This window comes from Candidatus Solirubrobacter pratensis, from assembly GCF_000425945.1.
In the GTDB taxonomy this organism is placed as follows: Bacteria; Actinomycetota; Thermoleophilia; order Solirubrobacterales; family Solirubrobacteraceae; genus Solirubrobacter; species Solirubrobacter pratensis.
This window is the reverse complement of record NZ_AUEK01000013.1, coordinates 57761-72462: the sequence shown is the minus strand read 5'-3', so window position 1 is coordinate 72462 and position 14702 is coordinate 57761. Positions and strand designations below refer to the sequence as shown.

14 protein-coding genes are annotated in these 14702 nt (G+C 73.8%); 5 read left to right on the top strand and 9 right to left on the bottom strand.

From position 1 onward, the window contains the following. Positions 1-92 precede the first annotated feature (92 nt). Positions 93-1142, top strand: coding sequence for a glycoside hydrolase family protein (locus H958_RS43725; protein WP_231379317.1), 1050 nt, complete (start codon positions 93-95; stop codon positions 1140-1142). Here H958_RS43725 and H958_RS0119965 read toward each other — a convergent pair. Then, positions 1132-2097: a zinc-binding dehydrogenase gene (locus H958_RS0119965; RefSeq protein WP_028059949.1), complete on the bottom strand. Its 966-nt coding sequence runs from the start codon at positions 2095-2097 to the stop codon at positions 1132-1134. The genes H958_RS43725 and H958_RS0119965 overlap by 11 nt on opposite strands. Before the next feature lie 676 nt (positions 2098-2773). On the opposite strand from H958_RS0119965, the gene H958_RS48775 reads away from it, so the two are divergent. Continuing rightward, positions 2774-2908, top strand: coding sequence for a hypothetical protein (locus H958_RS48775; RefSeq protein ID WP_255325439.1), 135 nt, complete (start codon positions 2774-2776; stop codon positions 2906-2908). Then, positions 2905-4032, top strand: a complete 1128-nt coding sequence (locus H958_RS0119955) for a hypothetical protein (RefSeq protein ID WP_028059947.1) — start codon at positions 2905-2907, stop codon at positions 4030-4032. The genes H958_RS48775 and H958_RS0119955 overlap by 4 nt, the downstream gene beginning before the upstream one ends. Before the next feature lie 336 nt (positions 4033-4368). Here the strand turns inward: H958_RS0119955 and H958_RS46505 are convergent, their stop codons facing one another. Then, on the bottom strand, positions 4369-4572 hold the full coding sequence (locus H958_RS46505) for a hypothetical protein (protein WP_156028098.1): 204 nt from the start codon (positions 4570-4572) through the stop codon (positions 4369-4371). Between the two features lie 48 nt (positions 4573-4620). On the opposite strand from H958_RS46505, the gene H958_RS0119945 reads away from it, so the two are divergent. Further along, the gene (locus tag H958_RS0119945) at positions 4621-5247 is read left to right on the top strand and encodes an RNA polymerase sigma factor (RefSeq protein ID WP_028059945.1); all 627 of its coding nucleotides are present in this window, start codon (positions 4621-4623) and stop codon (positions 5245-5247) included. Beyond that, positions 5244-5486 (top strand): anti-sigma factor family protein, encoded by a 243-nt coding sequence (locus tag H958_RS0119940; RefSeq protein WP_028059944.1) that lies wholly within the window; start codon positions 5244-5246, stop codon positions 5484-5486. The genes H958_RS0119945 and H958_RS0119940 overlap by 4 nt, the downstream gene beginning before the upstream one ends. 2 nt (positions 5487-5488) lie before the next feature. Here H958_RS0119940 and H958_RS0119935 read toward each other — a convergent pair whose 3' ends face one another. The 7 genes from H958_RS0119935 to H958_RS0119900 all read right to left on the bottom strand — a co-directional run bounded on the left by H958_RS0119935 (position 5489) and on the right by H958_RS0119900 (position 14699). Beyond that, positions 5489-6358 carry a dimethylarginine dimethylaminohydrolase family protein gene (locus H958_RS0119935; RefSeq protein WP_028059943.1) on the bottom strand — a complete coding sequence of 290 codons (870 nt, stop codon included), beginning with the start codon at positions 6356-6358 and terminating at the stop codon, positions 5489-5491. 1029 nt (positions 6359-7387) lie between these two features. After that, entirely contained in the window at positions 7388-7735 is a 348-nt protein-coding gene (gene uraH / locus H958_RS47725; protein ID WP_028059942.1) for a hydroxyisourate hydrolase, read from the bottom strand. Beyond that, entirely contained in the window at positions 7732-9891 is a 2160-nt protein-coding gene (gene ade / locus H958_RS38925; protein WP_196807458.1) for an adenine deaminase, read from the bottom strand. Before ade ends, uraH begins: the two co-directional genes overlap by 4 nt. Next, a complete protein-coding gene (gene pucD / locus H958_RS0119915) occupies positions 9888-12086 on the bottom strand; it encodes a xanthine dehydrogenase subunit D (RefSeq protein WP_028059941.1) in 2199 nt (732 codons plus the stop codon). The genes ade and pucD overlap by 4 nt, the downstream gene beginning before the upstream one ends. Continuing rightward, complete coding sequence (locus tag H958_RS0119910) at positions 12083-13405, bottom strand: 8-oxoguanine deaminase (protein WP_028059940.1); 1323 nt, start codon at positions 13403-13405, stop codon at positions 12083-12085. Before H958_RS0119910 ends, pucD begins: the two co-directional genes overlap by 4 nt. Further along, on the bottom strand, positions 13402-13863 hold the full coding sequence (locus H958_RS0119905; protein ID WP_028059939.1) for a (2Fe-2S)-binding protein: 462 nt from the start codon (positions 13861-13863) through the stop codon (positions 13402-13404). Before H958_RS0119905 ends, H958_RS0119910 begins: the two co-directional genes overlap by 4 nt. Continuing rightward, positions 13854-14699, bottom strand: a complete 846-nt coding sequence (locus H958_RS0119900) for an FAD binding domain-containing protein (RefSeq protein ID WP_028059938.1) — start codon at positions 14697-14699, stop codon at positions 13854-13856. Before H958_RS0119900 ends, H958_RS0119905 begins: the two co-directional genes overlap by 10 nt. Positions 14700-14702: the final 3 nt, after the last annotated feature.

The following is a 14702-nucleotide window of genomic DNA, read 5'->3' as shown; positions in this document are numbered from 1 at the left end:
TGCCCGCAACGAGATGATCCCGCCTCATCCGACGGGGGTGATCGGCTCGAGGCCGCGACTTCGGATGCCGACGTGTGTCTGAGATGCTTGCCGTGCGCCCTCTGCTCCCATTGCTCCTGCTCCTCCTCCTCGCCGTCCCCGCGAAGGCGTCCGCGTCGATGGAGTTCGCGCTCCAGGACGACGACGTGTTCGTCCACCAGCGCGGGTTCGACCGTGACCGCGGGCTCGATCACGCGGTCGATCTCGGCGTCTCGCGCATCCGCGTCAACGTCCTGTGGTCGCGCGCGCTGGTGTCCGGCGGCTCCGCCCACCCGGTGTACGACTTCTCGGCGATCGACGCGCTCCAGGAGGCCGCCGCCGAGCGCGGCATCAAGCTGCAGCTGACGATCGCGGGACCCGCGCCCTCGTGGGCGACGCGCAACCACAGGGCCGGCAACTACGCGCCGGACGCGGCCGAGTTCGGCCGCTTCGTGCGCACGGTGGCGCTGCACTTCAAGGGACGCGTGGACCGCTACTCGATCTGGAACGAGCCGAACTGGAGCACGTGGCTGGCTCCGGCCAGGGAGGCGCCGTCGCTGTATCGCCGCCTGTACCGCGCCGGCTACGCCGCGATCAAGGGCGTGGACCCCGGCGCCCAGGTGCTGATCGGCGAGCTGGCGCCGGTCGGCGGCGGGCGCGCGATCGCGCCGCTGCAGTTCCTGCGGGCGCTCACCCCGCGCGGGAGCGCGCCGCTGAAGGCCGACGGCTTCGCGCTGCATCCCTACCAGCTGACCAGCGCCCCGACGCTCGCCGCGGGCAAGCCCGACGACGTCACGATCGGCACGCTCGGCCGGCTCACGACCGCGCTCGACGCCCTCTACCGGCGCGGCGCGCTGAAGACCTCCAAGGGCCGCAAGCTCGACCTCTACCTGACCGAGTTCGGCTACCTGACCGCGGGCTCGCGGCGGCAGAAGCCCGCCCGGATCGCCTCCTGGATGATCACCGCGCTCAAGATCGCGCAGCGCAACCCGCGCGTGCGCGAGCTGCTGCAGTACCAGCTGATCGATCCGCCCACCGATGCGCTCTGGCACTCGGCGCTGCTCAGCCGACACGGGTCGCCGCAGCCGGCCTACAAGGCGCTGGTGAAGGCGCTCAACCCGTAAGGACGAGCTTCCCGAACACGTCGCCCGCGTGCAGCGCCTCGAGGGCGGCGCGGGCGTCGCGCAGCGGCATCGTCGCCCCGATCACGGGGTGGATGCCCTTCTCGGCGCAGAAGCGCGCGAGCCGATCCAGCTCGTCGCGCGTGCCCATCGTCGAGCCGATCACGGACAGCTGCAGGAAGAACACGCGGTTGAGCTCGGCCGGTGGGTCGTATCCGCTGGTCGCGCCGGAGATGACGACCGTCCCGCCCGGCTTGAGCGCCTTGAGGGAGTGGCTCCACGTCGCCGCGCCGACGGTCTCCATCACCGCGTCGACGCGCTCCGGCAGCCGCGCGCCGGACTCGAACGCATCGGCCGCGCCGAGCTCGACGGCCTTGGCGCGCTTGTCCTCGCTGCGGCTCGTCGCCCACACGCGGATCCCGGCCACGCTCGCGAGCACGATCAGCGCGGTCGCCACGCCGCCGCCGGCGCCCTGCACCAGCAGCGTCTGCCCGGGCGTCACGGCGCCGCGCGTGAACAGCATCCGGTAGGCCGTCAGCCAGGCGGTCGGCAGGCACGCGGCCTGCTCGAAGGTCAGCCCGGCCGGCAGCGGCACGAGGTTGCGGCGCGGGACGGCGACGCGCTCGGCGAACGTGCCCTGGTGGCGCTCGGAGAAGATCGAGCGGCGCGGGTCGATGGTCTCGTCCCCGCGCCAGTCGGGGCTCGAGATGACCGAGTGCACGAGCACCTCGTTGCCGTCCTCGTCCAGGCCCGCGGCGTCGCAGCCGAGGATCATCGGCAGGCGCTCCGCGGGCAGCCCGACGCCCTTGAGCGACCACAGGTCGTGGTGGTTGAGCGAGGCGGCCTTGACGGTCACGGTCGTCCAGCCCTCCGGCACCTCCGGCTCGGGGCGATCGCCCAGCTCGAGTGCTGAGAGGGGGTCGTCCGGCGCGATGCGGGCGGCGTAGGCGGCGAACACCGTGGTCTAGATCCGGTGCGCCTGGAGTTCGCCGGCCATCGGCGGCGATCGTACCGCGCGCCTCGCAGCGCATCCCCTGAAACGCATCCGAGGTCACTTTGTATGCGTTTCCTGACGCGATCGTGCGTACACGCGTAATGTGGCCGCGACGCTGCGCGCCTGCTGCCGTACGGTCGCCCTGACGGCTACGAAGGACTACCAAGGCGTGCGAGCGATCCCCCCACGCGTCGCCGTTGTCCTACTCGGCCTCGTGGCCGTGACGGGCTTCGGCACGAACGCCGCGGCGCAGACGCCGCACCCAGAACCTGCACCCGGTGCGGCCACAGGGCCGGCCCCGGAACAGGCGCCCGCGCCTCGCGCGACGCCGCGGCCGGCGCCCGCGCCGGTGAAGCCGCACGTGGTCGCGACGCCGCGCCCGGCCGCGACCGCGACGCCTCGACCCACCGTCGCGGTACCGCATGCCACCGCGAAGCCGCGCGTGACCGCCGCGCCCCGGGCGACGGCCGTGCCCCGGGCGACCGCGGCGGCCCCGGTCGTGCGCGCGACGCCGCCCGTCGCGAGCTCAGCGCCCGTTCGCCATCGTGCGACGCGCCACAGGGCCGCGCATCGCGCGACGCCGGCGCCCACCGCGGCCGTCAAATCGTCGCGCGTCGTCACGGCCGCTCCGCGGCCGGCCGTGCACGCCTCCGGCGATGACGGCGACGGCCGCCGCATGGCCGTCGCCGGGCTGACGCTGCTGGGGCTGGCGCTCACCAGCGCCGGGTTCCTCATCCTCACCATGCGCGATCAGCACAGGAGCCCACGGACGTGAGCGCGCGCTTCGGTGTCGTGACCGTGCTGCTCACGCTCGCGGCGGCCGCGCCCGCGAGCGCCGCGCCGGTGATCACCCCGTCCATCTACGGGACGCTCGGCACCAACGACTGGTACACGAGCGACGTAACCGTCAACTGGAGCGTTACGGATCCGAGCGGTGCTCCGATCACCTCGCAGTCGAACAGCTGTCTCGCCACGACATTCCGCAGTGACACCCCGTCGGTGACGCAGTCGTGCACGGCCAGCAGCGCGGGCGGGACCTCGACGGTCACGACGCGGCGGATCCGGATCGACCGCACGCCGCCCAGCGGGATCACGGCGACGACCAGCCGGGCGCCGGATCACGTGCGCTGGTTCAACGGGCCGGTCGCGATCACGTGGTCGGGAACGGATGCCATGTCGGGCATCGCGTCCTGCACGACGGCGACCTACTCCGGGCCGGACTCGCCGAGCGCGGGAGTAAGCGGCACGTGCCGCGACGCCGCGGGCAACACGAGCGCCCCGTTCACGCTCTCGCTCGCCTACGACGCGACGCCACCCGCGCTCAGCAACGTCACCGCCACGCCGGGCGACACGACCGCAGCGCTCGCCTGGAAGCCGTCGGCCGACACACAGGCGGTCTCCGTCATCGCGACCGCTCCGGGGGCGCCCGCGCGAACGGTCTACCAGGGGCCGGGCACTTCGGTCCTGGACACCGGGCTGACCAACGGCCTCCCTTACACCTACACGGTCACCGCGTTCGATGCGGCGGGGAACACCGCGTCCCAGACGGCCGCGGCGACGCCCGACTCCAAGCTCGTCTCACCGCTCCCGGGAGCGCAGATCGAGAAGGCCCGGGCGCGCTCGAAGCCGCCGAACCTGACCTGGAAGGCGCGGGCCGGGGCGGCCTACTACAACGTCCAGCTGTTCCGCCGCATGGGCGGCCGCTGGCACAAGGTCATGAGCAGCTGGCCGCGGAAGAACCACCTGCGGCTGCGCAGCAGCTGGACCTATGGCGGACGGCGATGGACGCTGGACGAGGCGCATTACCGCTGGTACGTCTGGCCGGGCTACGGCGACAAGCGCCTGCACCACTACGGCAAGCTGCTCGGCCGGCGCGACTTCTTCATCACCGCGGCGTAGGCGCCGGCGGCACCGGCAGCCGTAGCCGAGCGCCTTGCGCAGCGCCTTGAACTCGTCCGAGCGGCGGTCGTCCTCGTGCTCGATGCCGGCCCGTGATCTCGTCGAGCAGGTCGAGCACGGCGACGGTGCGGGCCTCGGTGTCCAGCAGCGCCGGCTCGCACAGGCCGCCGACGACGGCGCGGCGCTCCATCGCGGTGCCGCGCGCCCACTCGCGCAGGCGTTCCGGCGGCGCCTCGCCGGCGGCGACGCGGGCGAGCTCGAGATCGGCGCGTGGGGCGGGCGCGCGCAGCGGCGGCTCCCAGTCGTCGGACTCGCGCAGGAGCGCGCGCTACTCGCTCAGTCGCCCTGCCACCCGGACCACAGGCGGTCGGGCACGGGCGGCGGGTTCGGTACGCGCGGCTCGCGCGGGGGCGGGGGAGGCTCGGGCGGGATCCAGACGTTGTCGGCAGGCCGGCGCTCGCGGCGGCCGACGTTGTCGATCAGGGCGAACATCACGCCGCCTACGACGGCGGCGAACAGGATCGAGAACGCGACGGTCATGCTCGCACCGAGGGTAGTGGCCGATCGCCCGGGCGTTACGCTCCGCTCGTGAGCGACGACGAACGCGAGCTGATCGCGCGACTGCGCGCGGGCGACGAGGACGCCTTCATGGAGCTCGTCGAGCGCTACGGCCCGCTGATGCTGAGGATCGCGCAGACCTACGTGCGCTCGCGCGCCGTCGCGGAGGACGTCGTGCAGGAGGCGTGGCTCGGCGTGCTGAACGGGATCGACCGCTTCGAGGGCCGCTCGTCGCTGAAGACCTGGATCCTCCGCATCGTCGCCAACCAGGCCCGTACGCGCGGGCAGCGCGAGGGGCGCAGCGTGCCGCTTTCCGCGCTGGACGGCGACGGCGACGCGGCCGTCGACCCGGACCGCTTCTTCGGTGCCGATCAGGCTCGCCATCCCGGCGCGTGGTCGGTCCCGCCGGAGCCGTGGCCGGAGGACGCGCTGCTCGCGGAGGAGACGCTCGAGCAGGTCCGGATGGCGATCTCGCAGCTGCCGCCGCGCCAGCAGGAGGTGATCGTCCTGCGCGACGTCGAAGGCTGGGACCCCGCCGAGGTGAGCGAGGCGCTGGGCCTCACCGACGGCAACCAGCGCGTGCTGCTGCACCGCGCGCGGTCCAAGGTCCGCGGCGAGCTCGAGCGCTACCTGGGCGGCGTGGAGATGGCGGCGTGACGGCGCCGGGCGGCATCACGTGCCGCGAGCTCGTCGAGCTCGTCAGCGACTACGTCGACGGCTCGCTGGAGCCAAAGACGCGCGAGCGGCTCGAGGTCCACCTGCGGGCGTGCGCGGGGTGCACCGAGTACGTCCACCAGATCCGCACGACGGTCCGGCTCGCCTCGGCGGCTGCGCTCGAGCAGCACCCCGACGGGGCGGCGCTGCTCGAGGCGTTCCGCACCTTCCGGAGGCGCTGAGCTCAGCGGCGCAGCAGCGGCGCGGTCAGGCAGGTGGGGCCGCCGTCGCCCTTGAGCGAGAGGTCGGAGCCGTCGTAGGTATGGACCTCGATCCCGCGCTTGGCGAGCTCGTCGCGGACCATGGGCGCGGCGTCGACCATCACGACGACCCCGGGGCGGACCGCAAGGATGTTGCAGCCCATGGCGGCGTAGCTGTCGGGATCGATCGCAATCCAGCCGATCCCTCGCTCCTTGAGGTCCTGCAGCAGCCGCACCGGGGCGAGCGGCTCGTAGACGACGAACAGGTCCTCGGTGACGGCGGAGAGGAACGACTGCAGATGCAGGACGTAGGCGGGGCCCTGGTCGTGCGGCATGTCGTAGGTCTCGACGTGGACGCCCTCGGGGGTCAGCAGCGCCTGGAGCGCCTGTGCGCCGGCGCGGTTGGTGCGGTACCCGAGGCCGAGCGCGATCGTGTGGTCGTCAAGCCAGAAGCGGTCGCCGCCGTCGGCGTAGGCGTCACCCTCGAGCGTGCCGACGACCGGGATGCCGAGCCGCTCGAGCTCCTCGGCGGCGTGCCGCGGCTCGCTCGACCGGATCGGCTTGGCCATGTTGAGGGGGATGCCGCCGCGCGCCGTCATGATCAGCGGGTCGTGCATGTAGACGGCGTCGACCAGGCCGTCGATCGAGCCGGCCAGCTCGACCTCCACGCCGAGGTCGCTCAGGAGCTGCGCGAAGGCTTCGTGCTGGCGCTCCAGCGAGCCGGAATCCGGGACGCGCCAGCCGGCGGCGTCCCAGTCCCCGGACGTGGCCGGACGGCGGATGAGGACGCGCCGCAGCGGCGCGACCATCGAGGTGACGCCGTAGCGGGCGCCGGGCGTGGTGGCTGCGCTCATGCCCCGCATCCTGGCGCGCCGGGATAAATCGCGCTCAGCGGGTGGCGGCGAGCCGGCGCGCCCGGGGGTATCCGGGCTATGGGTGGCGCCGTCCATGCGCGAGCGGTGTCGTCCATGGCTTGGCGGGCTGACGGTCACGATGGTCGGCTGGTGCGCGAACCTCGGGCGCGGGTTCCGGGTTCGGCGAACTGCGCCGGGTGGGGGATGCGGGTCTGTCCGGCTTGGCGGGCTGACGGTCACGATCGATCATCGTGGTCGCGCGTTCGCGCACGTTCGATCATCTTCGCGCGGTGTCTCCGGGGGGTGCCTCACGAACCTTCGAACTATTCGAAGGTTCGTGAGGCACCCCTCGCATCGCGGCCCCAAAACGATCACGCGGCCCCGCGAACCGCGCAGACAACCTGACCCGCTCCCTTACCAGCGCAGTTCGCCGGACCTGCCGGACCGCGGCGAGAAGAGGCGCCGCACGCGCGGCCCGCGAAGCGCGGTGAGGCGCGACGGGACGAGCCGAGGCCGCGTGAGGCGAGGCGCGGCGAGACGTGACGCGGCGAGGCGCCGCCGGGTGCGGCCCCGGGCGTCTCGTTGGGCACCGGGTCGCGGCGAGTTCATGTCGGGCGACGAGCCGCCCGCGGAGTGGCGCGGCAACCCGCGCCACCCCCTCACCGGCGCAGCTCGTCGGACCTGCCGAGGCGCGGCGACGGCGCGGCTCCCGGCGACGGCGCGGCTCGCGGCCTCGGCACGGCGCGGCGACCGCGGCGGGGCGGGGCGGGGGCGATGCGCGCCAAGGCGAACCGCGTGGTGCCGGCCCCCGGGCCCGGCGCGGACGCGCGCGATCGCTACGACGTGAGCGCCTCCACGATCAGGAGCGCCGCCGCGCGCGATGAAGGCACGCCGCGCCAGCGCCCCCCTCGCACGCGGGTCATCCCGCATGCCTCCCACGACGACCACGGGCGCGTTGTGCACGGTGCCGACCGCCCCATGAGCGTGCGGCCGGCCGGCCTCGCCCGCCCTCCCGACGCGGGCGACCGGTCAGCTGCCGCGGTAGGTGCTGTAGGACCAGGGGGAGACGAGCAGCGGCACGTGGTAGTGCGCCGACGGATGCGCGACGCCGAAGCGGATCGGCACGAGGTCGAGGAACGGCGGATCGTGCTCGTCGCCGCGGAAGTAGTCGCCGATCGCGAACACGAGCTCGTACTCGCCCGCGCGCAGGTCCCCGTGGGCGATCAGCGGCTCGTCGGTGCGCCCTTCCGCGTTGGTGACGAAGTCCCCGAGCAGCTTGCGCCGCGGCCCCGCGTAACGCGCGAGCGCGATCCCGACGCCGGCCGCGGGGCGTCCCCGCGCGGTGTCCAGGACGTGGGTCGTGAGGAACCCGGTCATAGCGCGTCGTCCAGCCGCAGCCGCGCGATCTTCGCGATCTCCGCCAGCGCCGTCTCGACCTCGTGCTCGCGCGAATGGGCCAGGCGCACGCCCGCGCTGGCGAGGATCGACTCGCGGGTGTGCTCGCGGACGCAGATGACGAACGGGAAGCCGAAGCGCTCGCGGTAGGCGGCGTTGAGCGCGGTGAAGCGCTCGTACTGCTCCGGCGAGAGGTGGTCCAGCCCCGCGCCCGACTGCTCGGAACGGGAGGCGCCGGTCAGCACCGCCACGCGCTCGCCGAGGTCCGGATGTGCGCGGATCAGCCCGATCCGGCGCTCCTCGGAGGCCGAGTACATCGCCGCGGCAAGGGCGGCGTGGAGCTCCTCGGCGTCGGCGAAGCCCTCCGGGCGCCAGGCGTCCTCGGCGACCCACGGCGAGGCCTCGTAGAGCGCGCCGAAGCGGGCGACGAAGGCATCACGGGAGAGGGAGATGCGGCCGTTGCCGCCTGAGGCGGCGTCCTCGCCCAGCGCGAGCGGCACGAGCTCGAACGCGTCGACGTCGACCAGCCCGCGGTCGGTGATCTTCAGCGACGGGATCACCGAGAGGGCGAGGAACGAGAGCGTCATGAACGGCGCGCCGATCGCCACGCCCTGCTCGGCCAGCAGCTCCTGCAGACCCTCGAGCCGCGCGGCGACGACCTCGACTGGCTCGTCGGAGAGCAGCCCGGCGACCGGCAGCGGAAGCTCGCCGCGCACGGCACCGCCGCGCGCGACGACAAGGCCGCCGCCGAGCGCCTGGGCGCGCTCGGCGCAGACCCGCATGTCATCGTCGGCGACGCCGACGACCACCAGATTGTGTGCGTCGTGCGCCACGGTCGAGGCGAACGCGCCCGCGCGCAGCCCGAAGCCGCGCACGAGCCCGAGCCCGACGCGGCCGGTTGCGTGGTGGCGCTCGATCACGGCGATCTTCGCCAGGTCGCGCTCCGGGTCGGCGACGACGTGGCCGTCAACCACCCGCGGCGCCTCGACGCCCGCCCCCGTGATCAACTGCCCCGGCTGGATCTCGATCACGCGCACGCGCTCCGGCGCGCCCGGGATCTCGAACCGGACGGGGATCGAGCGCATCGTCCCCTCCAGCCCGCGGGCCGTCGCACCGCCGAACTCGGGCCGGCGGCCCTGCTTGAGCACCAGCGACGCCCGGAAGTCCACGACGTCGTCGAGCAGCACCACGTCGGCGACCATCCCGGGCGCGATCGCCCCGCGATCGAGCAGCCCGTGCGCCCGCGCGCCGTGCAGCGTCGCCATCACGAGCACGTCCTCGGGCGCGATGCCCTCGCCGACGGCGATCCGGCACATCTGGTCGATGTGACCCTCGCGGAAGAGGAAGTCGGGCTCGCGGTCGTCGGTGCAGAACGCGCAGTAGTCCGGGCCATGCTCGCGGACGAGGGCGAGCAGGTCGACGAGGTTGCGGGCATTGGAGGCCTCGCGGATCAGCACCCACATGCCGCGCCGGCGCTTCTCGAGCGCCTCCTCCGGCGTCGTCGCCTCGTGGTCGGAGCCGATGCCGGCCGCGACGTACGCGTCCAGCCGCGCGCCCGTCACGCCCGGCGCGTGACCGTCGACATGCGCCGCGACCATCCGCGCGAGCACGTCCGGGTCGCCCGCGATGACGCCCGGGAAGTTCATCATCTCGGCCACGCCGATCGCCCGCGGGTGGCGCAGGATCTCGCGCATCTCGTCCGGCCCGAGCGGCCCGCACGGGGACTCGAAGCCCGAGGCGGGGACGCACGAGGGCGCCATCACGAACACGTCGAGCGGCAGGCCCTCGGCCGCGTCGAGCAGCCAGCGCACGCCGGCGACGCCCGCCACGTTGGCGATCTCGTGCGGGTCCGTGACGACCGTCGTCGTGCCGCGCGGGACGACGGCGCGGGCGAACTCGCGCGGCGTCAGCTTCGAGGACTCCAGGTGCACGTGGGCGTCGATGAACCCGGGCACGAGCCACTTCCCGCGGCCGTCGATGCGCTCGCCGCCCTCATAGGCGCCGACGCCGGCGATCCGCCCGCCGGCGATCGCCACGTCGCCCTGGAGCCACTCGCGCGTGAAGGCGGAGAACACCCGCGCGCCCTCGATCACGGTGTCGGGCGGCGCGTCTCCGCGGGCGACGGCGATCAGTCTCATAGCCCCACGATGTCATCCGGACGCACAGGCACGCGTACGAGCTCGCGCCCCGTCGCGTCGCGCAGGGCGGCAACCACCGCGGGGGTCGAGGAGATCGTCGGCGGCTCGCCGATCCCGCGCAGCCCGTACGGCGAGTCGGGGTCGCCGAGCTCCAGGACGTCGAGCTCCACGGGCGGCATGTCGAGCACCGTCGGGATCAGGTAGTCGGTGAAGGACGCGTTGCGCACGAGCCCGTCCACGACCTGGATCTCCTCCATCAGCGCCAGCCCGAGCCCCTGCGCGATACCGCCCTCGATCTGCCCCTCGACCGCCTGCGGGTTGATCGCCTTGCCGACGTCCTGCGCGGTGGCGATCTCGACGACCCGCACGAGCCCCAGCTCGACGTCGACGTCGACCACCGCGCGGTGGGCGGCGAACGCGAACGTGACGTGGGCGTCGCCCTGCCCGCGCTCGTCGAGCGGGACGGTCGGCCGGTGGTGATACTCGCGCGTCTCCTCGACCGGATCGTCCTCGACCAGCGCGGCGATCAGCTCCGGGTCGAGCTCGCGGCCGCCCGCGCGCTCACGCAGCCGGTCCCGCACGGCACGGCACGCCGCCTGTACGGCGCCGCCGGTCATGTGCGTCTGGCGCGACGCCGAGGAGGAGCCGGCGGAGCCGACCGCGGTGTCGGCCGGCAGGACGAGCACGTTCTCGATCCCGAGCTCCGTCCGCGCGATCTGGCCCTGGACGGTCACGAGCCCCTGCCCGACCTCCGCCGCCGCCGTGTGCACCTCGACGATCGGCTCGCCGTGCGCGGCCGACACGCGCACCCGCGCGGTCGAGTAGTCGTCGAACCCCTCAGAGAAGCCGACGTTCTTGAAGCCCACGGCATAGCCCACGCCGCGCACGACGCCCTCGCCGCGGGTGACGTTCGCGACGCCGCCGGGCGGCGGGCCGCCGGGCGCCGGGAGCGGCCGCTCGGACACGAGCCGCAGCAACTCGGCGACCGGCGCGGGGCAGTCGATCGGCGCGCCGGTCGGCATGCTCGAGCCGGTCTGCATCGCGTTGATCCGCCGCAGCTCGACGGGGTCGACCTCCAGCGCCCGGGCGAGCTTGTCCATCTGCGCCTCGTACGCGAAGCAGGTCTGCACCGCGCCGAACCCGCGCATCGCGCCGCACGGCGGGTTGTCGGTGTAGACGACGTAGGAGTCGATCCGTGCGCTCGGCACGACGTAGGGCCCGAGCGCGAACGAGGCGGCGTTGCTGCACACCGCGGTCGAGGACGACGCGTAGGCGCCGCCGTCGAGCAGGATCTCCGCGCGCACGTAGGCGAGCCTGCCGTCGCGCGTCGCCCCGTGCTCGTAGCGCATCTTCGCCGGGTGGCGGTGGACGTGGCCGAAGAAGGACTCCTCGCGCCCGTAGACCATCTTCACCGGCCGGCCCGTGTGCAGGGCGAGCATGCACGCGTGGATCTGCATCGAGACGTCCTCGCGACCGCCGAACGCGCCGCCCACGCCGGCCAGCGTGAAGCGGACCTTCTCCGGCGGCAGGTCGAGCGACGCCGCGACCTGGTCGCGATCGACGTGCAGCCATTGCGTGGCGATGTAGATGTCGACGCCGCCGTCCTCGGCGGGCACCGCGAGGCCCGACTCGGGACCCATGAACGCCTGGTCCTGCATGCCCATCTCGTACTCGCCGGTGACGACCACGTCGGCCTCGCCCGGCTCGGGCCCGTGCTCGATCCGGACGTGCCGCAGCACGTTCCCGCGCGGGTGCAGCGGCGGAGTCTCGGGGTCAAGTGCACGCCGAGAGTCGGTCAGCGGCTCGAGCTCCTCGTAATCGACCTCGATCCGGTCTGCCGCGCGCCGGGCGGTCTCCGGATGGTCCGCCGCGACGATCGCCACCGCCTCGCCCTGGTAGCGGACCTCGCCGAACGCCAGCACCGGCTGGTCGTGGATCTCGAGCCCGTAGACCTTGCGGCCGGGGACGTCGTGATGCGTGAGAACCGCATACACGCCGGGGACGGCGAGCGCCGCGCCGAGCTCGATCGAGCGGATGCGGGCGCGCGGGTGAGGGCTGCGCAGCGTCGCGCCCCACAGCATCCCGTCGGCCCACAGGTCCGACGAGTACGCGAACTCGCCCTTGACCTTCGGGATCCCGTCGGGGCGGCGGACCGACTCGCCGATGCCCTGGCCGACGCCGGTGATCGTCGTCACGCGCGCACCCCTGCCGCGAGCCGGGCGCTCGCAGCCGCCAGGTCGTGCGCGATCCGCTCGGCGTCGCCGGTCAGCAGCTCGCCGCCGCGCACGACCTCGCGGCCGCCGACGAACACGCGGTCCGCAAGCGGCCGGGGCCCGAGCACGAGCGCGGCGACCGGGTCCTCGATGCCGGCGTGGTCGAGATCGTCGAGGCGCCACAGCACGACGTCGGCCAGCATGCCCGCCTCGAGCGTGCCGAGCTCGTCCTCGCGGCCGAGGCAGCGGGCCCCGTGGACCGTGCCCAGCTCCAGCGCCTCGTGCGCGCTCAGCGCCGCCGGGCCGCCGGCCAACCGGGCGAACAGCAGCGCCTGGCGCAGCTCGCCGCCGAGCTCGCCGGCCTCGTTGGAGGCGGCGCCGTCGACGCCCAGGCCGACCGGCGCGCCCGCGCGCACCAGCGGCACGACCGGCGCGATCCCGGCCCCGAGCCGCGCGTTGGACGAAGGGCAGTGGGCGACGCCCGTGCCCGTCGCCCCGAACCGGGCGACCTCGTGCTCGTTGAGGTGCACGCAGTGCGCGAGCCAGACGTCGTCGCCGAGCCAGCCGAGCTCCTCCAGATACTCGACCGGCCGCATGCCGAAGAGCTCCTTGCAGAACTCCTCCTCCTCGACGGTCTCGGCCATGTGGGTGTGCAGCCGCACCCCGCGCGCCCGCGCGAGCTCGGCCGTCTCGCGCATCAGCTCGCGGGTCACGCTGAACGGCGAGCACGGCGCGAGCGCGATCCGCAGCATCGCGCCCGGCGACGGGTCGTGCCAGCGATCGATCGCCGCCGCGCACGCCGCGAGGATCTCGTCGCGATCCTCGGTGATCTCGTCCGGCGGCAGCCCGCCCGCCGACTTGCCGAGGTCCATCGAGCCGCGGCACGGGTGGAAGCGGATCCCGAGCTCGCGCGCGACCTCGATCTCGACCTCCAGCAGATCGCCTGCGCCACGGGGAAACACGTAGTGATGGTCGCTCGCCGTCGTGCAACCTGACAGCAGCAGCGCGGCGAGGCCGGCCCGCGCGGCGGCCCGCTCGACGCCGGCGTCGATCCGCGCCCACTTCGGGTACAGCTCGACGAGCCACTCGAACAGCGTCGCCTGCTGCGACTGCCCGCGCGTCGCCGACTGATAGAGGTGGTGGTGGCAGTTGACGAGGCCCGCGGTGGCGAGGCGGCCCGACGCGTCGATGCGCTCGCCGTCCGGCCCATCGCCGGCGCCCACGGACACGATGCGGTCGCCCTCGAACGCGACGTGCCCGATGTCGCCGCCGGCGATGACGCACCCATCGAGGACGATCATGCCCGCGCGGCCGCCAGCCGCACCGCGTCGAGGATCTTCTCGTAGCCGGTGCAGCGGCACAGGTTCCCGGCCAGCGCCTCGCGGATCTGCTCGTCGGATGGCGACGGCACGCGCGAGAGCAGGTCGTGCGTCGCCACGATCAGCCCCGGCGTGCAGAACCCGCACTGCACCGCGCCCGCCTCGAGGAACGCCTCCTGCACCGGGTTCAGCTGCTCCTCGCCCGCGAGCCCCTCGACCGTCACGACCGAGCAGCCCTCCGCCTGTCCGGCGGCGACCAGGCACGAGCACACCAAGACGCCGTCGAGGTAGACCGAGCAGGACCCGCACTCGCCCTGCTCGCAGGCGTTCTTGGAGCCCGGCAGCTGGAGGCGCTCGCGCAGCACGTACAGCAGCGACTCGCCCTCCCATAGGCCGTCGACCTCGCGCGCGACGCCGTTGACCGTGCAGCTCAGGCGCATCGCGCCTCCCACGCCCACTTCAATGCCCGCCGCGCGAGCACCGACAACGCGTGGCGGCGGTACGCGGCCGTCCCGCGCACGTCGTCGATCGGCGACGCCGCCTCCGCCACAAGCTCCCCGAAACGCACGAGCACATCCTCGCCGGCCGGCCGGCCGCCGTCCCAGTCCAGCGCGTCCAGCGCGAAGGCCTCGGCCTCGACCGCGCGCCGGGGCGTCGGCGCGGCGCTCCCGATGCAGGTGCCGAGGCTGCGCTCGCGCAGGTCCAGCGCGAACGAGCAGACCGCGATCACCATCGCGTTGCGCGTCCCGACCTTGGAGAACTGCTGCGGCCCGCCGGCGGCCGGGAACGAGAACGCCGCGATCAGCTCGTCCTCGGCGAGCACGTTGCGCTTGGGCCCGACGATGAACTCCTCGACCGCCAGCTCGCGCACGCCGCGCACCGACGCCAGCTCGACGGTGGCGCCGCTCGCGTACAGCGGCGGCAGCGCGTCGCCCGCGGGCGAGGAGGAGCCGAGGTTGCCCCCGATCGTCCCGCGGTTGCGGATCTGCGGCGAGCCGACGGTGCGCGAGGCCAGCGCCAATCCGGGCGCCAACTCGCCCAGCTCGTCGATCGCGCGCGAGTACGACACGCCGGCTCCGACGCGTACACGCCCATCGGCGCGCCGCCATTCCGTCAGCTCGCCGACACGCGTGAGGTCGAGCAGGACGTCGGGCCGGGAGCGGCCGAAGTTCATGTCCACCATCACGTCGGTGCCGCCCCAGACGGGCGTTGCGCCGGGGTGGGCGGCCTTCGCCTCGAGTGCACCCCGCCAATCGGCGGGTTGGAGGAACTCCATCCG